The 23,785-nt window shown below is 25.7% G+C and carries 21 protein-coding genes; 17 read left to right on the top strand and 4 right to left on the bottom strand.

The features are described 5' to 3' along the window. Window positions 1-72: 72 nt before the first annotated feature. Window positions 73-1,800, bottom strand: a complete 1,728-nt coding sequence (locus ABUA17_RS10955) for a MucBP domain-containing protein (protein ID WP_349818017.1) — start codon at window positions 1,798-1,800, stop codon at window positions 73-75. A gap of 461 nt (window positions 1,801-2,261) precedes the next feature. Between ABUA17_RS10955 and ABUA17_RS10950 the strand changes: the two genes are divergently transcribed. Together ABUA17_RS10950 and ABUA17_RS10945 are read left to right on the top strand one after the other, a co-directional pair. Further along, on the top strand, window positions 2,262-3,338 hold the full coding sequence (locus tag ABUA17_RS10950) for an acyltransferase family protein (RefSeq protein ID WP_055275353.1): 1,077 nt from the start codon (window positions 2,262-2,264) through the stop codon (window positions 3,336-3,338). A gap of 25 nt (window positions 3,339-3,363) precedes the next feature. After that, window positions 3,364-4,440, top strand: coding sequence for an acyltransferase family protein (locus ABUA17_RS10945; RefSeq protein WP_055278012.1), 1,077 nt, complete (start codon window positions 3,364-3,366; stop codon window positions 4,438-4,440). A 434-nt stretch (window positions 4,441-4,874) separates the two neighbouring features. Here the strand turns inward: ABUA17_RS10945 and ABUA17_RS10940 are convergent, their stop codons facing one another. After that, complete coding sequence (locus tag ABUA17_RS10940) at window positions 4,875-7,595, bottom strand: hypothetical protein (RefSeq protein ID WP_195952483.1); 2,721 nt, start codon at window positions 7,593-7,595, stop codon at window positions 4,875-4,877. A 233-nt stretch (window positions 7,596-7,828) separates the two neighbouring features. On the opposite strand from ABUA17_RS10940, the gene ABUA17_RS10935 reads away from it, so the two are divergent. The 11 genes from ABUA17_RS10935 to ABUA17_RS10885 all read left to right on the top strand — a co-directional run bounded on the left by ABUA17_RS10935 (window position 7,829) and on the right by ABUA17_RS10885 (window position 15,769). Further along, entirely contained in the window at window positions 7,829-8,689 is an 861-nt protein-coding gene (locus ABUA17_RS10935; protein WP_195952482.1) for a metallophosphoesterase, read from the top strand. 236 nt (window positions 8,690-8,925) lie between these two features. Beyond that, window positions 8,926-10,155: a nucleotidyltransferase domain-containing protein gene (locus ABUA17_RS10930; RefSeq protein WP_195952481.1), complete on the top strand. Its 1,230-nt coding sequence runs from the start codon at window positions 8,926-8,928 to the stop codon at window positions 10,153-10,155. Between the two features lie 281 nt (window positions 10,156-10,436). Next, a complete protein-coding gene (locus ABUA17_RS10925; protein ID WP_154821239.1) occupies window positions 10,437-10,733 on the top strand; it encodes a hypothetical protein in 297 nt (98 codons plus the stop codon). 87 nt (window positions 10,734-10,820) lie between these two features. Then, window positions 10,821-11,375: a thioredoxin domain-containing protein gene (locus tag ABUA17_RS10920; protein ID WP_195952480.1), complete on the top strand. Its 555-nt coding sequence runs from the start codon at window positions 10,821-10,823 to the stop codon at window positions 11,373-11,375. Window positions 11,376-12,158: 783 nt separating this feature from the next. Beyond that, on the top strand, window positions 12,159-12,395 hold the full coding sequence (locus ABUA17_RS10915) for a hypothetical protein (RefSeq protein ID WP_154821241.1): 237 nt from the start codon (window positions 12,159-12,161) through the stop codon (window positions 12,393-12,395). 213 nt (window positions 12,396-12,608) lie between these two features. Further along, the gene (locus tag ABUA17_RS10910) at window positions 12,609-13,535 is read left to right on the top strand and encodes a phosphoenolpyruvate carboxykinase (ATP) (RefSeq protein ID WP_195952479.1); all 927 of its coding nucleotides are present in this window, start codon (window positions 12,609-12,611) and stop codon (window positions 13,533-13,535) included. A 59-nt stretch (window positions 13,536-13,594) separates the two neighbouring features. Beyond that, entirely contained in the window at window positions 13,595-13,837 is a 243-nt protein-coding gene (locus ABUA17_RS10905) for a hypothetical protein (RefSeq protein ID WP_349818018.1), read from the top strand. A gap of 88 nt (window positions 13,838-13,925) precedes the next feature. Beyond that, the gene (locus ABUA17_RS10900) at window positions 13,926-14,234 is read left to right on the top strand and encodes a hypothetical protein (RefSeq protein WP_195952477.1); all 309 of its coding nucleotides are present in this window, start codon (window positions 13,926-13,928) and stop codon (window positions 14,232-14,234) included. A 90-nt stretch (window positions 14,235-14,324) separates the two neighbouring features. After that, complete coding sequence (locus tag ABUA17_RS10895) at window positions 14,325-14,708, top strand: hypothetical protein (protein WP_195952476.1); 384 nt, start codon at window positions 14,325-14,327, stop codon at window positions 14,706-14,708. 301 nt (window positions 14,709-15,009) lie between these two features. After that, window positions 15,010-15,339, top strand: coding sequence for a lasso peptide biosynthesis PqqD family chaperone (locus ABUA17_RS10890; protein ID WP_042401375.1), 330 nt, complete (start codon window positions 15,010-15,012; stop codon window positions 15,337-15,339). Then, window positions 15,314-15,769 (top strand): lasso peptide biosynthesis B2 protein, encoded by a 456-nt coding sequence (locus tag ABUA17_RS10885; protein ID WP_055277418.1) that lies wholly within the window; start codon window positions 15,314-15,316, stop codon window positions 15,767-15,769. Before ABUA17_RS10890 ends, ABUA17_RS10885 begins: the two co-directional genes overlap by 26 nt. A gap of 111 nt (window positions 15,770-15,880) precedes the next feature. Here ABUA17_RS10885 and ABUA17_RS10880 read toward each other — a convergent pair whose 3' ends face one another. Continuing rightward, a complete protein-coding gene (locus ABUA17_RS10880) occupies window positions 15,881-16,081 on the bottom strand; it encodes a hypothetical protein (protein WP_154821246.1) in 201 nt (66 codons plus the stop codon). 213 nt (window positions 16,082-16,294) lie between these two features. On the opposite strand from ABUA17_RS10880, the gene ABUA17_RS10875 reads away from it, so the two are divergent. From ABUA17_RS10875 to ABUA17_RS10860, 4 genes are all read left to right on the top strand, one after another. Continuing rightward, window positions 16,295-16,741 carry a GtrA family protein gene (locus tag ABUA17_RS10875; RefSeq protein ID WP_042401382.1) on the top strand — a complete coding sequence of 149 codons (447 nt, stop codon included), beginning with the start codon at window positions 16,295-16,297 and terminating at the stop codon, window positions 16,739-16,741. 17 nt (window positions 16,742-16,758) lie between these two features. Beyond that, window positions 16,759-17,736, top strand: coding sequence for a glycosyltransferase family 2 protein (locus tag ABUA17_RS10870; protein ID WP_288161216.1), 978 nt, complete (start codon window positions 16,759-16,761; stop codon window positions 17,734-17,736). Then, complete coding sequence (locus ABUA17_RS10865; protein ID WP_195952683.1) at window positions 17,711-20,560, top strand: YfhO family protein; 2,850 nt, start codon at window positions 17,711-17,713, stop codon at window positions 20,558-20,560. The genes ABUA17_RS10870 and ABUA17_RS10865 overlap by 26 nt, the downstream gene beginning before the upstream one ends. Window positions 20,561-21,085: 525 nt before the next feature. Beyond that, the gene (locus tag ABUA17_RS10860; RefSeq protein ID WP_195952684.1) at window positions 21,086-21,316 is read left to right on the top strand and encodes a hypothetical protein; all 231 of its coding nucleotides are present in this window, start codon (window positions 21,086-21,088) and stop codon (window positions 21,314-21,316) included. Window positions 21,317-21,803: 487 nt separating this feature from the next. Here ABUA17_RS10860 and ABUA17_RS10855 read toward each other — a convergent pair whose 3' ends face one another. Next, window positions 21,804-23,597 carry an ABC transporter ATP-binding protein gene (locus ABUA17_RS10855; protein WP_195952685.1) on the bottom strand — a complete coding sequence of 598 codons (1,794 nt, stop codon included), beginning with the start codon at window positions 23,595-23,597 and terminating at the stop codon, window positions 21,804-21,806. Window positions 23,598-23,785 lie beyond the last annotated feature (188 nt).

The following is a 23,785-nucleotide window of genomic DNA, read 5'->3' as shown; positions in this document are numbered from 1 at the left end:
TACTTTAACATGAACGTACCCGTATGGGTTATTTTTTTTGCAATTAATTAGTGTTGCACTTGATATTGTAATTTATCCATCTAATAATTTTTGAAGTCCTATTCTAGTATTAGTAGCCTCTGTTAAAACAGCATTTTTATCATAATCATCGGCATATTTAACAATAGTATTAAGCCAGAATCTTGCAGCAGTAGTTTGCATTATAGGATTTCCATTTTCATCTTCTTCAGTAGTTCCAATAAAACAAATATACTTATGGCTTGGGACAACAGTAGCATTAGCGACTTCTTCAATTTTAGTTCCAGTTGTAGTATCAGTTAATTTATCAACTTTAACATAAACTTTTTCCTCATAATCATCAGTATTCTTAATATTATAAGTTGCTAAGTCATCTTCAGTCATAACGTATTCCTTAACTTTAACATCACCTTGAACTAAGAAGAAATTAAATAGTTCATGAGAATTCCTACCATATTTATCAGTACAAAGAATAGAAAATTTTTGTTCACCTTCAATAGTAAAACTACCTAAACTAACTTGATGATCTCCAGCTTTTAAATTGGGATAAATTTTATCTTCTTTCCCTCCAATTCTAACTGTAACAGTAAAAGTTAAACTATAATCATCTTCAAGATATTCTTTATAATAATAATCAGTAATATAATAATCTATTAATACTTCTTCGCTAGGTTTAACTATAGGTTTAATATAGTAAGTTGAAATATAAGGAACTTCATTTAAATTTAAATCTGCTGGAATTACAATTTTCTCATATTCAAAAATTATAGTAACATCAGGAGTAATTTGAGATAATGTTACGCTTTGAGTATCTGAATTTATTATATTGTATCCATGAAATTCAATTGAATCGTAGGTGTATTCTCCTAATGGTAAATTAGAAATAATAGTTGGCTCTTTAAGATTGCTATCAGTATAAATATCAATATATTTAATAGTAACAGAACCAAAAATTTTAGCGTATTTAAAGATAAGAATTGTATTAAGGTTAGTATCACTTATAGTTGTTGTTTGAGTTGAATTGCTAATTAATTTATAGTCTAATATTGCTTTTGCAGTATAAGAATAACTTCCAAATTCCAAATTAGAGTATTTATCTTCAGAAGCAAGAGAATTTCCTGTGTTTTCATCAATATACTTAATTGTTACAGATCCATATAGTTTAGTATACATAAAAGCAACTTCTACATTAGGATTGTGTGAAGTCAAAGTTACAGTTTTAGTTAGAACATCGTTAAGGGAGTAGCCTTCAATTTCAATAGCACCATAAGAGTAGCTACCTAAGCTTAAATTGTCTATGAAAATTGAATTAGAAATATTAGTATTGGTGTTTTCATCGATATAATTAATGGTAACGCTACATACTATTCTTGAGTAATAGAATATTATTGTTTGATTAGGCGATACTGTAGTTAAATTTACAATTTGAGGTGTGTGATTAGTTAATTTATATCCATAAATACTTGGAGCATCATAGTTATAAGTGCCCAAAGGTAGATTGTTTAATAATTGAGAAGTATAAACCTCAGCATTTGTGTCTAAATCTAGATATTTTATTATTACAGAACCAGTTTCTACAATGGTTTGATTATTAATTGATTTTAAAGATGTGTTTTTAACATAGGCATTAGTATTATTGTAACGAAATTGTGCCCATCCATCAGAAATATTTATAACATCGATTTTGGTACCACGAGTTAATATTCCTAATACTTGAGATAGGACACTTTGTTTATTCATAACTAAGGCAATAAGGCTAGAAACTTCATATAAAGAACTCATTTTGTATACTCCTTTCTTAAATTTATTTACTATAAGAATAATATGGCTGATTTTATGAGTGAAATATTAATAATTATGCATTCTTTCGACTGAATATTCAAAGTTAATTTATAATATGATAATATAATACTTTTATTACCAATAAATTCAAATGTTTTATATTTGTTTTTTATATTGTGTAGAATTTGTTAAAAATATAGAGTGTTTTATAAAAATAAACAAAAATTAAAAGCAAAAGCTATGATTTTCTTTAGATGATATTGAGAAATTAATAGAAATATTAATAGTGCTTTAAGTTTTAGAGTGAGATTTATTAATGATGGGTTTAATGAAATAAAATAATAGATTTGATTAAAAATGAATAAAAAATATTAAAGGGAAATGGAGCAATTAATTGGAAAAAATTCAATTATATGAGATAATATTGAGGATAAGTATTAATTAGAGTATGGAGGGATAATATGATTGAGTTAGCTATAGAGAATAAAGGTTTTTTATTTATAGCATATTTTATTGTACTAATAGTTTTAATTTTATCTATAAAAAGAAAAAATAGTAAGGATGTGTTCTTAAGCAAATATGATAGTCAGGTATTAAAGGGAGTTTCGGCAATATTAATAGTATTACATCATTTATCGCAGAGGATTGGTATAAATATAATTACATTACCTTATATAGAGATAGGAAAATATTCAGTTGCTTTGTTCTTATTTTTAGCAGGTTTTGGAGTAATGAGTTCATATTTAAGTAATAAAAATTATTTAAATGGATTTCTTAAAAAGAGAATATTAACTATATATGTACCATTTGTAATATCCAATATTATATTTATTGTTGTTGATTTAATTAAAGGACAAGATTTCGAAGCTATAGATATTATTAAATATGCTTTAGGAATTAAATTAATTGATGGAGTTATGTGGTTTATATATAGTATAGTTATCTTTTATCTAATATTTTATATATCATTTAGGTTTACAACAATAAAAAAGGGAACAATTATATTTTCGATAGGGGCATTTATTTATTTAATTTTAGGAATTGTTCTAAATTTAGGAACTACTATTACTAATATTGCATTTTCATTTGCAGGTGGGATATTTGTAGCAGCTTATAAGGAGAATTTTATTAGGTTCCTAAACAAAAAATATGTATTTAAAATAATAGGAATTATAGCTATATTAGGAATTACAAGAATTATATCAATAATATCAAGTAATATATTTATTAGAGAATTTATATTAAATATTTCAACATTATCTTATGCAATACTATTGGTTTCGTTAAGTAAAAGATTTAAATTAACAGGTAATATAATAGCTTTATTAAGTGGAATATCATTCGAGATATATTTATTACACAATAAATTAATAACAGTAATTCCTAATATAAATGGCTCTATAATTATAGGAATTATGTATTTTATAACTTTAGTTATATTAAGTTATATTTTTAGGAGGATAAATGAATTTATAAATAATAAACTAGTAATTAAAAATAATATAAAAGAGTTGAATGTAGATACTGTAATAAAATAGGTATTAAAATTGGATGGGGGTAAGTATGGAATTAACTAAGAATCAAATAAAAATAACTAAAGGTGTAGCAATATTATTTATGCTATTACTACATTTATTTTGTACTAAAAATTATGAAGGATTATATATTCCGATACTATTTATAGGTGAAGTACCATTAATGTATTACTTAGCATTATTTGGGGATTGCTGTGTAGCAATTTATTGTTTTTGCAGTGGGTATGGGCTTTTTATTAGCTATAAAAATAATAAAGAAAAGTATTTAAAAAATAATTTAATAAGAATATTTAAATTATATATAAATTATTGGATAATACTTTTAATATTTGTAGTAATTCTTGGACCTTTAATGGGAATGGGGAACTCTTATCCTGGAAGTTTAAAAAAGTTTTTATTATCATTTCTAGCAATAGAGCCAGCTTATAATGGTGCATGGTGGTTTTTAACTACATATATAATATTAGTTTTAATATCACAATTTATAAATAAGCTTGTAAATAAATATAACAATATAACAATTGTACTTTTGTCATTAGTATTTTACTTTGTGGCATATATTCAAAGAATAAGAGGAATAATAACTTTAAATAATGAAATATTAGATTGGGGAATTAGTCAGATAGCTTTACTTGGAACTTCACAATTTCCATTTATAGTAGGCGCAATATTTGCTAAACATAAGATATATAGTAAGTTATTTAACATGGTAAATAGGGTAAGATATAAAAATATATTATGTATTTTTATAATAGGGTTGATGTTAGTTGCACATGGAATAGTTCAGTCATTATTTGTAGCTGTATTTACAGGAATAGTATTTATATGTGTATTTAATTTAATGGACAAACCTAAATGGATAAATAGTACATTAAATTATTTAGGAAATCACTCAACAAATATGTGGCTTATTCATATGTTTTTTTATTCTATTTATTTTAGGCAATTAATTTGGAGTGTAAAATATAGCTTATTTATATATAGTTTGTTAGTTGTATTATGTGTGGTAAGCTCTTATATCATTAATCTTATATATAATCCAATCATAAGAGCTATTGATAAAAAAATAAAAAATCAAAAAGCAGGTATGGTAATTAATATTTAATGAAAGTATAGTAAATAGAATAAATACACAGGAATATAGAGTAGGAAGAAAAGTTAGAATAGGAAAGCTCTATTTCCGATATGGATGTTTGAAATGGAGAGAATGTTCTAACTATGGAAACTTAATAATCCACCTTTTATAGAAGAAATACAAAAAGATATGAAAATATCAATTTCTAATGAAAGAAAAAATAGATAAGTTTTAGAGAGGCACCATTTAGTAATTCATATATTGAATATTAAATGGTGCTTAATTTAAGATAATAATCTGGATTATTATAATTATTATGCTAATGTGGATAAGGGTAATTGAAATATGTGCATATTGGTATAGGTTTTGATAGTAATATACATATTTATTATTAAACTATAGAAGGTATAGTAAAATAAACTTAAAAATAGTCTAACTCTAATCATATAAAGATATCACAAAGGTTATTGTGATATCTTTATATTACTAATTTCATTACATGATTCATCATAAAGTTTTAACTTATCAGATACCAATTCATTATCACTAAAAGTAAGATTAATATTATTAACAGTATCCCTATCAATGCCAGTAACAACATACTCAGAATTATCAAGATTAATTTTATTATTTTCAAGAGTTAGCATATCTTGATTAACTAACCCACCAGCAGAGCCACCAGTTCTATCATCATAAAAAACAACCATTCCATCATTGCCATTAGAAGTAAAGGAAGAATTAAGAATGATTATAGGTTGTTTCATACTATAATGAGGTAATTTTAATAAATAATCTTCATTATTAATAGTACAATTATCAAAAGTAGTTACAGCACCTTCACACCAGTAGTTAAAAATAATAGAAAAATTATTTAATTCACTATCTTTAAAGGTATAGTTTGGTTCATACCCACCAACATAAACATTCCAATTATTAATAGTGCAATTTTTAATATCAAAGGTTCCATGAATATTGCCATTAATATTATTAAATGTACAATTATCATAAATACCACCAGAATTTTGACCACTTTTATCACTAATAGTGCAATCCTTGAAATTACCACCACCTAAGCCTAAGTTCCATTTATCACCGTTGTCAATTGCATTATTAATTGTACATCTTAAATACAATCCCTTATCAACAACATTTTCTGCTCGTCCGTTAATAGTACAATCCTTAACAGTAAGAGGCCAATTATCATTTTCTTCAGCAGCACCAATTGATATATTTCCATTAACAGTATTATTATAAAATCTTACATAGCCAGTGCGCTGCCTACTTGTATGTCCTAAATTAGCAGAATCAATATCATTAGAGTTTCTAACAACATAAGAATTAGTACGTTCCCAAAAATAAACTTTGCCAGCTTTCATATTTTCAATAACAAAATTATGTCCTGCACAAGTTAAGAAATCATTATTAGGATTGTCATGAAAATTGAGGTTTCTAAATGTAACATCTTGCATTTGATCCCAGCCATCTTCAGCATCATATGCACATTTAGCTGAGGATTGTCCGCATCGAGTAAATTCACAATTTTCAACAAGCATATCTTTCATAGCAGCTTGAGCTAATCCAACGCATCTATTATTTTCAAATTTAATATTTTTAAATGCACAGTGAGTAGGAACTCTAAAATACTGTACCGATAAATCAGTAGGGTAGCTTTCTTCTAAGATAGTAACTTTCATATACTTAGCACCATCAGGTACACCAATTCTTCTATAAAAATATCCATCAATAGATGATATATAATTTTGCTCACCATCATAAAAATGAGCAATCATATTCCAAGTATTGCATGAATTACCTTGATAGCCTAAATACCTACTAATAGATAAGTAACCAATTCCATCATATCCAGCAATATCTATAAAATCAGAAGTGGTTCTATTAGTAGATTCAATAAATTCTCCAGTTTCACTATCAATATCACCAAGTTTAAAAGTATCACCAATTGCAGTTGGATTAGTATAAGTATATCCAAAGCTTTCATCTCTAGATTTAGCAATACCATTACCACCACCATATCCAGTAATATCTTTTACAGTTAAATTTTCGAAAGAACTATATTTAGATTCACCACCTATGCTTATACCCATTACCCATTCAGAATTGTTAGGAGAGTTAGAGTAATCATGACTATAATAATCTCCTTCAATAGTTCCGTTAATAACATGCGAGTCATAGGTATTATTAAGTGTTATCATTAAGGCACTATCACCAGTAAATTGATTTAATTTAATAGTTGCACCATTCATATCTAAGGTAAAGTTAGAAGGAATAAAAATAGTTTCTTCATGATCTATTCTATAAGTTCCAGGTAATAATTTGATAGAAGTATACCCTTGGAAACTTATATCATCAAGTAATTGTTGAAGTCCAGCTCTTGTGTTAGCAGCTTCTTGCATTACAGTGTCTTTATTATAATCATCAGCATACTTAACAATAGTTTCACCCCACCAATTACCAGGTTCACCGTTGCCAACAGTATCTGCAATTATGCAAGTATAAGTATTTGAATTAGGAATAATAGTTTCAGCAATTTTTTCAAGTTCCGCTTTGACAGTTTCAGAAGTAGGTTCTTCTAGATTTAAAGTAGCAATGTATTTATTTTCATAAGTATCAGTATTTTTTATATTATATTTAATTAAGTCATCTTTTGTCATAACATACTCTTTAGAGTTTTTTTCTTTTTCATCAGAATCTTCAACAAGAAAAAAATTAAAAAGTTCATGAGAGTTACGACAATATTGATCAGTTGCTATTATAGAAAATTTTTGCTCACCAGTAGTTTTGAATTTCCCTATATTAATAGAATTATCTCCAGCTTTTACATTCTTTTTAACGATATCTGTTTGGCCATCAATTTTAACTGTAATAGTGAATGTTTCAGAAGTATCTTCTTCTGTATATTCCTTATGATAATAGTCAGTTACATAGTAATCTATTATTACATCTTCATTGGGAGAAACTTTTGGCTCAATATAGTATGTTGAGATATAGGGAACTTCATTTATATTTATATCGTTAGTAGAAAGCACTTCTGAAGAGGAAAGTTTAGTTGTTATTGTTGGAACGAGAGTTTCAAATAGTAATATACATGATATTAATAAAATTACTACTAATGAAATTATAGATAAGATAAGGAATTTATATTTTTTAGGTAAGTTATTTTTCATATTAGCCTCCTTTTTATGCTTAATAAATCAATATTATTCTTGATATAAAGCTATCATAACATGGGATATATAAAAAAAATGTAAAAATAGGTAGGGTTACAATTACAAATTTCTTAATGCTCATAATAAATTTATAAATATGAATTAGTAATTATGAGTAATAATAAGGTGTTATATAAGCCTAAGGATATATATGTTACAATTTTAGGGATTAAGATATGTAAGGAGAAAACATGAAAAATAAGAAAATAATAATTTTTTTGATTTTATTAGTAGTTTTTTTATATACATATTTAAGCAAAAAGGTTGATATAACCAGATATACAGTAAAAAGTGATAAGATATCTAAGAAGTTTGATGATTACACAATTGTTCAGTTATCTGATTTTCATAGTAAAGGATATAATGATACGACAGAAATAATAATAAATGAAATTGAAAAAATTAATCCAGATATAATTGTTATGACAGGGGATATGATAAGCTGGGATGTTGAAAATATAGAAGAATTAGAAAAGTTAATTAATGATCTAGCACCTAAATATCCTACATACTATATTAATGGAAATCATGAAGAATTATCAGAGATATTAAAACCTAAAGAGTACGAAAACTTTATAAATGATATTAAAAGTTTAGGAGTAGGTGTTTTAAAAAATAATTATATAGAATTAATTAAAGATGATGAGTCAATTAATTTATATGAAATAGATATTCCATTAGATGGCCAAACTGGATTATATGTTTCATCAGGGCAATTAGATGATAAATATATTAATGATAAATTAGATGAAGTGGATAAAAATAAGTTTAATATATTGTTAGCACATAATCCATTATTTATAGAAGAATATAGTGAGTGGGGAGCTGACTTAGTATTAGCAGGGCATATGCATGGAGGAATTATTAGGATTCCTATTATAGGAATAGGAATAGCATCTCCAGAAAAAGATTATTTTCCTAAGTATGATGCAGGTGAGTTTAAGGTAGGTAATACAACTATGATAGTTAATAGGGGGATAGGTGCATCATCAAGTGGATTGCGAGTTTTTAATAAACCTGAAATTTCAGTTATAACATTAAAGAGAGAATAAATTATTTTTATATAAAAAATATAATGGCTGTTTTAAATAACATGAAAAATAATTAATATGAAATTTTAGAAATTCAATATATTAATTAATATTTCATTGTTTTAAGTGATATTTATAGAAAAAAATAATGTATTAAATATACAAAAATAAAAGTAAATGGTATAATTAAAAGGATTATTTTGTAAAAAACGAACAGAGAATTTAAACGGGGATGTTAATTTAGGGGAGGAAATTATATGGATAATACTCAAAGACAGTTTATAGACATTTTATCTGATGGTATTAGAGGGGCTAGTGCGGAAAAATACTATGAAAATGTTGATTGGGATGAGGTGTTGGAATTAGCCAATAAACATAAAGTTGAAGGTATAATATATTTAGCATTACGTAAAGGAAGTTTGGTTTCAAAGATTGGGAATGATAGATTAAATATATTAAAGAAAAAGGCTGCTATTACAGGAATAGGGCAATCAAGACATATTTCAGGATTATCAGAAGTATTAGCTAAGATAAATGAAAGAGAAATACCAGTTATAGTATTAAAAGGATTAGTAGTTAGAGAGTTTTATCCACAGCCTGATCAAAGAAGTATGAGTGATGCAGATATTTTAGTGCATAAAGATGATGTGGAAACTGTTAAGCAAATATTAATTGATATGGGATATGTTTTCTTAGAGGATCATAAAGCATCCCATCATATAGCATTAGTTCATCATAAATATCCTGTTGTTGAAGTTCATTGGCATTTATTTAAAAGAGATGGATTTAGTAACGAGTTAGAGCATTACGAACGTTTGATTTGGAAGCGTGCTATTGATATTAATGTAGGTAAAGAATCAGCGTTATCTTTAGCGTATGATGATTTGGCATTACATTTGTGTATGCATATGGCAGCACATCTTGCAGCAACAGGTTTTGGGGTAAGACAACTATGTGATCTTGTATTACTTGTTGAGAAAAAAGGTAATGAAATTGATTGGAACAGTTTTATAATGAAAGCTAGAATGTATGGATTTGAAAAATTTAGTTTGATTATGTTTTTATTATGTAAAGAGTTATTTAATATGGAAGTTCCAAAAGGTATTGATATAAAATTTGTTAGTAATAAAAAATATGTGGCGGCATTGATTGACGAGATTTTTGAATCTGGAGTACATGGTAAAAAAGAAATGGCTAATCAATTTGCTACACAAGTTGCTTTTAATTTTGAAGATAAGGATGGTAATGCTACTTTAGGAGCTATAAAAAGATATTTTAGATTTATTTTTCCATCTGTTGATAGCATGTCTGAAAAGTATAATTATGCAAAGAAAATTAAAATATTAACACCTATTGCGTGGATTCATCATTTATTTGCTGGTATATTTTTTGATGGATATACTTTTAAAGATAAGTATGAATTTTTAACTAAGGGAGCAATTGTTGCAATTAATAGGAATAAGCTTTTAGAGTGGATGGAATTATAGTTAAATGAAAGGTGCTGTAGTTTTTATAGCACCTTTTTAATATTTAGGAGTAATTTATATAAAGCTTAAAGAAAAATTAAGTAGCGCAGTATTACTTATAAATAATTATTTTAATAACATAAGAAATAAGCAAAAGTAATTATTTACATGGAACGAACAAAAAAAGTAAAATATTAACATAAAAAAGGATTCTTTTTTAGTTGTATATCTTTTAATACGGCCAAATTAAAAGATGAAATTGGTATTGAGGAAATTGAAATTTAAAAAAGAGGTGAATAATAATGAAAAAGAATTGGAATAATCCAACTTTAAAAATGTTAGAAGTAGAAAAAACTTATGAAGATAACGATTGTTTGGTAACAGATAGTACAGGACAAACTGTGACTGAAGCTACTTCAATCCCAGCATGTGATTTAGATATTACTTTTAATGTAAAATGTTTATGTTGTGGATGGACATATGGAAAAACATGTAATAGCTTTGGAGAGGCTTTAGATGCTTATAGAAATAATCATGGGACTGGATTCTTTAAATTAAGATGCCCAAACCGTGGAGAAAATGGATGTAAGATATCATAATAATATTTTATATAATCTAGAAATATATAAGTTAGCAATACACCATTTTATGGTATGTTGCTAGCTTGTTAAATATGGAGATTTAGGATGGAAAAGATAAAAAAATTGATATTAGTATTTTGTGTTTCTCTATTAATAGGGTGTAATCAAAGTAACGAAGCCGGTTTAGTATATGGAGATAATAATGCAGAGATAGAAGTTGTTAACTATACTAGTTTTCAGTGCCCAGATTGTTATGAACTACATAATAAGCTAAATAGCTCATTGAAAAAATATATAGAATCTGGAGAAATAAAATTTATTGAAAAACCTATTGATATTATTAGGTTTGAATTTGATGATTTAATTTATAAATATATGACTGATGAACAAAGTAAGGACTTTGATTTTTTAACTAAAATATATGAAACTCAAAATGAATGGATAGTCTTTAATAATCAGAATGATGTAATTGAATTTTTTAGTTTAGGTCATAATGAAAATAAAGATAATATAAGTGATTTAAAAAAAATAACTAATGAAAAGCAGAGGTTGGAATTAGAAGAAGTTCCTACAATGTATATCAATGGACAGAAGATAGCCAACACAATAACTGTAGAAGAATTTGAAAGTAAGATAGAAGAAATATTAAATGCTAATTAGTGAAATTAACTAATTAGCATTTTTATCTTTTACAAAAATAGTTTTTAAATTGAAATTTTTGTTATATCTAAATTATTATTTTATAAAACAATTAATAATTTTGAGTAACTCCTATGAATTGCTAATATGAAAAGTATTAATTATAAAATTATATCGAAGGTGAAATTTACATAAATTAGAATAAGATTATAAAATTATTATATCTACTTGAAGATTAAATTAAATATTATAGTGAAGATGATGATGAAAGGATGATTAAAAAATGAATAGAAAATGGTTAACGTCAGAATTAAAATAATTAAGTTCAAGCTAAACATGCAGATAAACTTGTTATTGTGAAAATTCTATGGAACAAGAATTAATTACTTATTGTAATGAAAAGCCATATAGACTAGCTCATGAGCATAAGCCAAATAGGTTAGGTAAAACTGTCCAATAAATCCAACCCAGGATTATTATAATTTTTGAGTTAAATAAAATTATATATTAAATCTAGTACAGTTTTAAAATATAAAGTACAAATTCATGTAATAGATAAAATTATAATAGAAATACAAAGAAGATAAGTGGTACTTAAAATAAAAATTTTTTCTTATATATGTTAATTTAAGATTCTGTACATCTAAGTATTATAAGGAATTACTAAAAATGAGGTATATAAAATATAAGTAAAATATAAACAATGTTAATTATTTACATAATATGGATTGAGATTATATACTTTAATAGAAGTATAAATTTTACTTACAAATGATTAGTAAGTGATATATAAGGGGGATAAAAATGAAAAAGAAATGGTTAAAACCAGAAGTTAAAAATTTAAACTTAAAGAGCACTAATGAAAATATAGAGGATTGTTCACCAGATGGTGTACAAGAACTAATATTAGATGGATTTTTAGGCTCATGTAAAAAAGAATGGTGCATTCATACGGGATTAAGTAAATATAAGGGATATTGTTATTGTCATAGAGATTTAGCCGATAAAGATGATGGAGATAATGACAATCTATTGTCTTAAGAGATAAGTGTAGAAATTAAAGAATCTATATTTGAATTGAATTTTTAAATTTAATTTTAATATAGATTCTTTTTTATATACGGACTTTATTTTTTTATATTAGTAGTATGTAATTAAATTTAACAGTAATACTAAAGTGTAATTTATTACCAAAAAATATAATAGTATAATAAACTTAATAATTATCAAAATTATGAGAGTGGGTATAAGAGAATGCTATTAAATAATTATAAAGTTTATGGATTAAATATAAAATCAGAGATAAAAATTGATGAGTTTGAAAATTTAAATGCTATTCCAGAAGATGAAATAGTAACAATATCTTATTCAGTAATGGATGATGAAATTAAGAAAAGTGTTTCAGAAGGAAGAAAAATTCAATTACAAAAAGAAAAAATATGGTTTCATATAGATAATATAGCAACATACTGTATAACAAACGGAAATAAAATAGAAGTAGAAGTATGTGAAGATGCAAATATGCAACTTATGAAAGTATATATAATGTGTAGTTGCTTAGGTTTTATAATGCTACAAAGAGACATGGTAGCCATACATGGTGGCGTTATAGAAATGGATAATAATGCTGTTATATTTACAGGGGATAGAGGTGCCGGTAAATCTACATTAACTACAGCGTTAAGAGAAAAAGGGTACAAGTTTATATCTGATGATGTTGCAGGAATAATGTTTGATAAGGTTCCATATGTAATGTCAGGATTCCCTTATCAAAAGTTATGTGAATCGGCTATGGATAAGTTTGGATATGATAAAGAAAAGAATACTTCATTTATGAGTGATAAGGAAGTTAAATATATAGTTCCTGCTAAAGAGGAATTTATTTATGAGCCAAGAAAATTAACAACAATAATTAAGCTTATTGTTGGTGATGTTGAAGAGGTAACTATTGAAGAGCTAAAAGGTAGTGAAAAGATAAATAACATAATTAATAATATATATAGAGGGGAATATATTAAGCATTTAGGAGGAGTGAATCCTGAATATTTCAAAAAGTGTCTTAATATAGCTAAAAATATTAATTTCTATGTTGTAACTAGACCAAAAGATCAATTTACTGTTGATAAGCAAATTGCGTTAATTGAAGAAAAAATATTAACTATTGAAGAAGCAGTAATTTAGGAAAATATGTGTTTAAGATTTTATAAATTTTAAATAAAAAACGCTATGGGAGAAATAAAATGAAGAGACAATGGAAAAAGCCAGAATTAGAAACTATGAACTTTCAAAATACTAATGAAAATATAGTGGATTGTCCTATGGATATTGAAGCGTCTGTAATGAAAGCAGATTGTCCAAGCAATAATAATCCTAATAATGAGGATAAAATGTGTAATTATCCAGGATGTAATCATAAGAGACATAAGAAATCAATCCCAGAAGGTAGATGTAAGTGTCATGAAAGATTAGAGTTACCAACTTAATAAAATATAAATTAGTTAAGGTTACTTATAATGAGGCAATCATTTTAGGTAACTTTTTTGATAAATATAAGTTTGGGGGTCAATAACTATGGAGAGAGATGGAGATATTAGAAAATGGATAAAAGGTAACTATAACTCGGAAAATTTAATTATAAGGTATATGGTAAGAAGCTTATATTTTATAAAGAAGAGTGCATATACAGTGAAAAAGATTATTACTGATAAGAAATTTAGAGCTGTATTTGGTATGACTGTTTTTAAGGGGGGAAAAGTTCATCAAACAACTCCACTAACATGCATGGATAGATATCCGGTAATATTTTCTGCTTGTAGGGATTATTTTAAGGGTGTAAATAATATAAAAATTCTTTCATATGGATGTTCAACAGGAGAGTAAGTCTTAACTTTACGAAAATATTTTAACGATGCAAATATTATAGGAGCAGAGATTAATAAGAATAGTCTTCAGATATGTAGGAATCTTAAAGTGGATAATAAGATTAGATTTATAGATTCTAATGAAAAAGATATAAGAAAATGTGGAAAATATGATTTGATTTTTTGTATGGCAGTATTGCAAAGGACTCCAGATACTATTACGCGTCAAGGTGTTAAAAGTTTGAAGAAAATATACCCTTTTGAAAAGTTTGAAAATCAAGTAATAGAGCTAGATAGTTACCTAAAAAAAGGCGGGTTAATGGTTATACATTTTAGTCAATATTCTTTTATGGATGTAAATATAAGCTCAAAATATAAGGCGTTGGGTAATTATAATCAAGATGATTATGCTTCAGTAATTTTTGATAGAAATAGTAATCTAATTGAGAAACCAATATCAAGAAATAGTATATTTATTAAGTTAGAGGATTAAGAGAATTAATATTTATAATTAATTTTAAAGAATAGTTAATTATAAGTTTATAAAGTTTGTTATGCTAATTTTTTATATAGTGATTTATATTTATATACAAATGAAGCGACAATAAGTTTATTTAAAAATGTAGCAATTTAAAAATAAAATAACTGCAATTATACTTAATAAAAAATAAGTAGTACTAAAGTGTAATATATTAATGAATAATTTGGGCTATTTAACTAATTTGAATTAATTGGTAAAATTTATATAAAGATAATACTGTTAAATTTAAAATGAATAGGGTGGGATAAGAATTATGATTAATTTTAAGAAGAGCACTGGGAAAATAGGAAAAGTAAAAAAAGATTATGGAATAAATTTAGAAACAGTAATTAATAAAAATTTAGAAATAGATGATACAGATTTAGATGGAGAAAAGGTAATGATGAATCTTGATAAAGGTGAATACTTTATGATGAATGAAGTTGGAAGCAGAATATGGGAAATCATTAGTGAGCCTATAAATGTTAAAGAGATAATCAGTACTTTACGAAATGAATATGAGGTTGATGAAGAGACTTGCAAGGATACTGTAATTGAATTTTTAGGAAGATTAGATAATGCAGATCTTATCAGTATTAACTAGAAAAACAAAAACATTCTTTAAGATTAGTAATGAATTAAAAATTGAGTTTCTTAAGGCCTTTTTCTATACGGGATTTTATAGGGCATTTATTTTATTTGTTCCTTTTAATAAGTTAAGAAAACGTATGGGAAAGCATAAAGAGGAATCAGCAGCAAAAGAAACAAGGGATGTTTATAAGATTGCAAGTCATATTTCATGGGTTGTTACTTTAATATCAAGCAAGACTCCTTGGGAAAGTAAATGCTTAGTACAAGCCTTAACTGCACAAAGGATGCTTAAGTCTAAAGGGATTTCTACTACTATTTATTTAGGAGTTAGGAAAGAAGGAAATGAGATGAAAGCTCATGCATGGCTTAGATGTGGTGAGTATTATGTAACAGGTGGAGCTATTAGAGAGCAATATACTGTGGTAGCTAAATTTGCTAATTAGGAGATTATTTACTTTTAAAATACTAGGTTATCATAAGAATTTAAAGAGATTTTAATTATAAGACTATCGTAATAGAAAAAATGATGTTCTATTAATGATAGTCTTTTTGTATTACATATTATTTTCAGCTTTATACATGAATGAAGTATAATATTTATTAAAATTATTATCTGACTGTATAGCAATAATTTCTTTAGCTATATATGAATTAATATCGTTTATATCATTAGGTATATTATTTATTTTAAATGTGAATGCCTTATTTAAATAATCAAATATTACTTCATGGTCATTAATAAATAAACTTATCATTATGAAAACACCTCCCTTATAAATTAACAAAGCAAACAATCTCCCTGATATAATAATATGAAAACACATTGATAATGGTTACATAAGTATATATAAATAGTTTTCCTTTATCAGTGTTTTAAAGTTAATAAAAAGAAGTACTACTAATTGATTAATTGTAAATAATTGTAAAAAGATATATAATTATTTAGCAATTATAGATAAGGAGGAAAAATGAATAATATAAAAAAGCTAATAAATAAAGAAATAATTTTATATGTAATATTCGGAGTACTAACAACAATAGTTAATTTAATAGCATATTATTTATTTTCAAATATTATAAATATAAATTATCTTATAAGCAACGCAATTGCTTGGATAATATCTGTTGTATTTGCATATATAACTAATAAATTTTTTGTATTTAATAGTTCTTATATAAATAAGGATGTAATAATAGAAGAATTCATAAAATTTATGAACTGTAGATTGATTTCTGGCTTATCAGAAGTGGTATTACTATTTTTATTTGTAGATTTACTTTTAATGAATGATATTGTAGCCAAGCTAATAATAGGAGTTTTAGTAGCATTAATTAATTTTATATTTAGTAAAGTATTTATATTTAAAGGAGTAGATGAACTAAGGTCTGAAGTAAATAAAGCAATAAGCAAGTAAAAGGAGGTATTAATCTCATGGATACAATAACTGTTGTAGTACCATGCTATGACGAAGAAGATGCATTAAAAAGCTTTTATGTGGAGATTACGAAAGTTACCTCTGAAATGAAAAAGGTAAAGTTTGAAATAATATTTATAGATGATGGGTCAAAAGACAAAACATTAGAAATAATAAAAGGTTATTCAAAAGTGGACAGTAAAGTGAAATATATATCATTTTCAAGAAATTTTGGTAAAGAAGCAGCAATATATGCTGGATTGAAAGCAGCAAGTGGTGAATATGTAGTTATAATAGATGCAGATTTACAACATCCACCAAGATTAATAAAGGATATGTATTATGGAATAACAAAAGAAGGCTATGATAGTGTAGTAGCTTATAGGATAGATAGAAAAGGTGAAAATAAAATAAGATATTTTTTTTCAAAAATCTTTTTTAAACTTGCAAGTAAGATTACAGAACTTGATTTTATACAAGGTGAGGAAGATTATAGAATGATGAATAGAAAATTCCTTGAAGCTGTACTTTCAATAGAAGAAAAAAGTAGATTTACAAAGGGAATATTTCAATGGGTTGGATTTAATGTTAAATGGATAGGACATGAAAATGTTAATAGAGTTGCAGGTAAAAGTAAATGGTCATTATTTAAATTATTTGCTTATTCAATAGATGGAATAATAGGATTTTCTACTGTTCCACTAATTATTTTAACAGTAATAGGGGCATTGCTATGCTTAATAGGAACAGTGTTAGGAGTATCATTAATTATTAAATACTTAATGATGGATGTAAATATATCAACAAGCTTAATCTTAATAGTATTTACAGTATTAATAAGTGGAGTTCAGTTGCTTATTTTTGGAATAATTGGGCAGTATTTGGGGAAAGTATATTTAGAAACAAAGCAAAGACCATTATATATAGTAAAAGAAGAAAAAATACTAGATAACAAGGAAATTGAAGTGGATGAAGAAGTTAAAATTAAAGCTTAAAGAAAATTATATTTATATATTCTCATTTATTGTTCCTATTATGTTAATGGTAGTAATTTATGCTCTAATAGGTATATACCCAACAGGAGATAAGACTATAGTAAATAGTGATATGTACTTACAATATGTTGGATTTTTAGGGCATATAAAAGATGTATTAAAAGGTGAGGCAAATCTATTTTATAGTTTTAGTAAGAGTTTAGGGGGAAATACTGTAGGGCTTTTTGCTTATTATATGTCAAGTCCTTTAAATTTAATTATAGGATTATTTCCAAAGGTTTATATTGCAGAGACTATAGTAGTTATAACATTAATAAAGATAGGTTTATCCTCATTAACATTTACAATATATTTAATACAAAGCTTTAAGAAAAAAGATATAAATGTAATTATGTTTTCTTTATGTTATTCTTTCATGGCATATAATATTAACTTTCAACTTAATATAATGTGGTTAGATGGAGTTGTTTTATTACCTTTAGTTATGTTAGGAATAGACAAGCTTATAAATGAAAATAAGTATAAGCTATATGTAATATCATTATTTATAGCAATAGTTTCGAATTATTATATTGGATATATGATATGTATTTTTTCAGGATTGTACTTTATCTATAAATTAATATTAAATAATAAGGTTAAATTAATAAAGCTAGATAAGGTTGCTTTAATAAAGCTAAGAAATTTTATAGGTGCATCTGTATTATCAGTTGCATTATCAGCATTTATACTTATTCCAACGGTACTATCATTAGGTTCAGGAAAAGCAAAGTTTAGGATTTTTCAAGAATCACCTAAACTAATGATGAGTTTAGATGAAGTAATTGCCCAACTTTTTATTGGAAACTATAGTTTGGGACAAATAATGGGAAATTACCCCAATATATATTGTGGAGTTATTATAACTGTATTAGGGATATTATATTTTTTAAATAAGAACATAAGTAGGAAAGAGAGAATTTTATCTGGAATATTTATGTTTGTACTTTTATTAAGCATTTTTATTAGTATATTGGTATTAATATGGCATGGGTTTGATTATCCAGTAGGATTTGAATATAGATTTTCCTTTTTAATATCGTTTTTAGGAATTGTTTTAGCTTATAAGGAGTTTATAAGTGGTGAAAATATATCGAAGTTAAAAATAGCTATAATAATTTTATTAGGTACGGTATGTACAGGATATATTTTATATGGTGATTATGAAGGGTTATCTCAATGGAACATATTATTAACATTTTTATTTTTTGTAGTCTATATAATTTTGATTAAGTTAGCTAATTGGATTAATCTTGATAAGTATGAGAAGTGGAATTTTAGTCTATCATTATATCCATGGATATATAAAATAGTTAAATTTAATAGATGTGCTGAAGGTGAAGTTAGGTATATCAATAAATCTATAAGTGATAGTCAGTGTGGAAAAGTTGATAATAATAGAAAAAGGCTAAGGTACTTAAAAAGAAGAAAAGTAGGACAAATCATAAATATATTAATTATGGCTATTGTTTTTATAGAATTAATTATTAATGCATATAGCTGTTTAAAGTTGAAAAGCTATGTATCAAGAGTACGTATATACAATTATATTAATGAAATGCAACTAATAGTTGATGAATTAAAAGAGAATATGGATAACTTTTATAGAATGGAAGAAGTTTTTGCTAATACGTATGATGATCCAATGCTATTAAATTATTATGGTATCACTCATTCAAGTTCAGCAAATGATAGAAATACTAGAAAGTTTATGACTAATATGGGGTTTAAGACAAGTAGTATTTTCGAGAAATATAATAGAGGAAGTCTTATTAGTATAGATTCATTATTAGGAGTTAAATATCAAATAGTATCAAAAAAATCTGAAAACTTTTCTGATAATCACTATACAGAAAATAGATATTATAAGAAGTTTTTAGAAGAGGGAGATTATATAGTTTATGAAAATCCACTTGCTTTACCTATAGCATTCATGGTTAATGATAGTTTGAAGAATGTAGCTACTACAGAAGTTAATACATTTGAATTGAATAATAGCATTTTAAGTTCAATGGTAAATGAGAAAAAGGTTATTAATAAATCGTTAAGCATAAAGGAAATAACATCTGAAAATTTAATTTCAACTATAAATGATGGCGAAGTATGTTATAAAAGAATGGATAATCAAAAGGAAGCAAGCATTACATTTGTAGTTGAGGCGGAAGATAATAATCCAGTTTATATGTTTTTAAAATCTAATGCATATGAAAGTGGAACTGGTAGTAGCAATCAAGTAAGAGTTTCTATTAATGGTGTTAGAAAATTTACTGAATTTGATAGTAGAAATTATAATGTGGAGTATATCGGGGAATTTAATAAGGGTGAAGATATAAGAATAGAGATTAATTTAAATACAAATAAACTATATTTAAAGGAATTGCAAATTTATTCTTGTGATGTTGATGAATTTGAAGAAGTTTATAATAATTTAAAGGAAAATATTATTAGTGATACTGATTATAGGGATGGTTATGTTAAAGGTAATATAAGTGTTACTGAGGATAAGACTTTGCTATACACTTCTATACCTTATGATGAAGGATGGACAGTAAAAATTGATGGTAAGAATGTTGAGTATGCAAGGATATTAGATGGATTGATTGGTGTGGATGTTGATACAGAAGAATTCAGTAAAGGGGAGCATGTTATAGAGTTTAAGTATAAGGTACCAGGTTTGATGGTGGGAATTATTATTTCTATTTTAGCTTTAGTAAGTTGGATAGCTTATGAGGTATTTATAAAGGTAGAGGACTACTACAATAATGAATATAGATTGAAAATGTAAGTATGAGCTTAGATGCAAATTAAATATATGAATTTGCATCTAAGTTTTTTTTATTAGCTTTATAAATTAGAAAATAATTATATAGAAGTAATACTAATATATAACAAAGTTTATTAATATGTGTAATTTATTTACTATATCTTATGTATTAAAATTAAATTATAAACCATTGAAATTTATGGGGATATTAGGTAAAAGGTATAGTTTACTTATATTTAATAGGTATAGATAAGTTATGATTAATTAATTTATCATTGAATAACTAGGTATTTTAAAATTTATTATTTTAATAAGTTAATTAATCATTATAGTAAATAATAAAGTTTGATAATAAAAAAAAGAGGTAAAGAGATTAACATTCATATATAAATTAGATATGTTAAGTATTATGTAATAGAGGAAGTTGGTAGGAAGTTTATAAAGCGTTAGTTTAATTTGATAAATTTATTTTTAATAAAAATAAATTTTAAATACCTTTATTAAAAATATAAAATATAAAATTCAAAGATTTGGAGGGGAAAAATAATGAAAGAGTGGAAGCAACCAAGTATTATTAGTATTGATATTTGTGAAACAATGGAGGCATCTGATTATATTAATATTTGTAATTGGAATGGTACAGTAACTTTTGGAAATGGAAATGAAGAATATACTGATCCAAATAAGAAACCAGAGCAACATCCAGATTGGGTTTGGTGCCATGTTCATAATAGATGGCATCCAAAGGATCATGGAAGTGTAGAGCAAACATCTTAATAAGAGTTTAAAGAGAATATTAGAAAAGTATAATAAGTTATCTAAATATTTAAGAATTAGATTAATAATATTCTAGTAATGGTAAAAATACAACTATGGTAATAAAAAAATCATCATAGTTGTATTTTTTATTAGTAAAATAAATAGTAGTATAAAACTATTTAGTAATTTAAAAGGTGAAATATGTATATAATAATCAAATATTATAAGTAGCCTAATTTTTACTATTTAAACTATAGTATATATACAATTTAAATATTTTAATGCCATTAATTTACATATGTGATTGGTGGTATTTTCTATTTTAATAATTATTTATTAAAGCTTTAATAAATTTTCAACACCTTACATTCACAAGTAATATAAATAAATTTAAAAAAATATAATTAAATTTGATAGTACTCATTTATATATAATTATAGTCAAAAAAACAAGCTATCTAGGATATATACCTAATCTTAGCGCATATCCAGATAGCTTTTTTAATTTACATTAATTCATTAGCAACTTCTAAAATACTTTCTCTACTAACTTGTCTTAAATGACCCTTTTCAAGCTTCATAATTCTATTACAAATATTAAGAGCAGACGGTCTGTGAGTTATAATAATACAAGTTGGCTTGCTAGGTAAAGAACGTACAGCTTTAAGAACATTAACTTCAGTTTCAGGATCAAGAGAAGCAGTAGCTTCATCAAGAATTAATATAGGTTTTATTCTTAAGAAAGATCTAGCAATTGCAATTCTTTGGGCTTGTCCTTCGGATATACCTACGCCTTTTTCACCAATCATAGTATCAAGTCCATCTTCAAGTTCATTAACAAAATCAATGGCACAAGCACTAGTTAATGCGGTTATAATTTCATCATCAGTAGCGTCAGGCTTACCATAAAGAAGATTACTTCTAATACTTCCAGAAAATAATGTATTACCTTGAGGTACATAAGAAATAAGATTTCTGAAGTTCCTATTCATATCCTTAACTAGATCATCCTCACTAAGGAGTACATTACCTTTAGTTGGGGTTATTAAAGATAAAATCAACCTAATCATAGTTGTTTTACCTTCACCAGATGGACCAACAAAAGCAAGTGTTTCACCAGATTTAATAGTTAAATTGATATCATTTAAAATATAATTGTCATCCTTATATGCAAAATAAACATTATCAAATATAATGTCAGGTCTATTAAAGAGGCATGCATCTTTATTAATGATATTATCTAATTTAATACTATCTAAAGCAACTTCTTTACTTGCAATATCATCAAGTTCCTTTTCATTGGCCATTTTTTCAACTGGAATAGCCTCTATTTCCATAAGTCTTTCTGCAGCAGCTATAGTAGAAATAAGACCAGGAATCATACTTGCTAAAGATGAAAATGGAGATTGCACTTTGCTATATAATTGAAGCATTCCTGTAAAGGTACCATAAGTAGATACCCCACTAGCTATGTTTAAAACACCCCATGTGAATATTGTAAAGTAAGCTAGAGATGAGCAAAAACTCATAGAAAGTGAAGTCATAACAGAAAGCTTAGTATTTCTCATTGCAATTCTATATTTATTATCTTGAATCTCAACAAGTCTGTGCATATTTATTTTTTCCATACAGAAAGTTTTAACAATCATTATATTTTGTATTGATTCTTGCATAAAAGATCTATATTTAACATCTTCTTCTTGAGCTTCTTTATATAAATCTTTAAGCTTTTTACTGAAAAATCTTCCTACTATAACTAAGAAAGGTCCTATAAATACTGCAACAAAGGCTATTGAAGGTGCCCATGTTATAAGAGTATAAAAGGATCCTACCAATGTAACAGTTAATGAAACAAGGCTTGGAATAGTTCCAAGAATAGCAGAACTAATATTGCTTACATCTGAAGTGACTCTTGTTAATAAGCTTACTGAGTGAAATTTACTTTGTTCAAGCCAGTCACTACACTGAATATGTTGATATATTTTTCTTTGAATATTTTGAGTAAGCTTTGTTGAGGAATGTGTGCTCATAAAAGATGTTACTGGTGATGATAGCATGCTAATTAATGTAATAACAAGCATTATAATTAGCCATTTTATAGTTTGATCTGAATCACCACTAATTGCTGAATCTATTAATGATTTTGAGACTGTAACGTTATATATTCCAAGTAAAGAAAAAATAACATTTACTATTATTGAAAATATTAAAAATGGGATAGCTGGTTTAGCATATTTGGCCATCCATTTTATCTTTATCCAAAGCTCTTTTGTTGGTTTTAACTTTTTTATGTTTTCCATGAGTTCCCCTTTCAATCTTATGTTAAGATGTAAATATTGCTTTATTGATATTTTAACATTTAAGTAAAAAACTTACAATAAACTAAATTAAAATAGTAAAAGTTAAAGAGAAATAAAAGGTATGAAATATAAAAATGAAGATATATAAATTTTCAAATAAAAATTACTTTATTATGGAAATGAAATTG

The organism is Clostridium sp. RTP31139st1_H3_RTP31139_211217, from assembly GCF_040227035.1.
Classification (GTDB): domain Bacteria; phylum Bacillota; class Clostridia; order Clostridiales; family Clostridiaceae; genus Clostridium; species Clostridium saudiense.
This window is presented reverse-complemented; position numbering and strand designations above follow the sequence as displayed.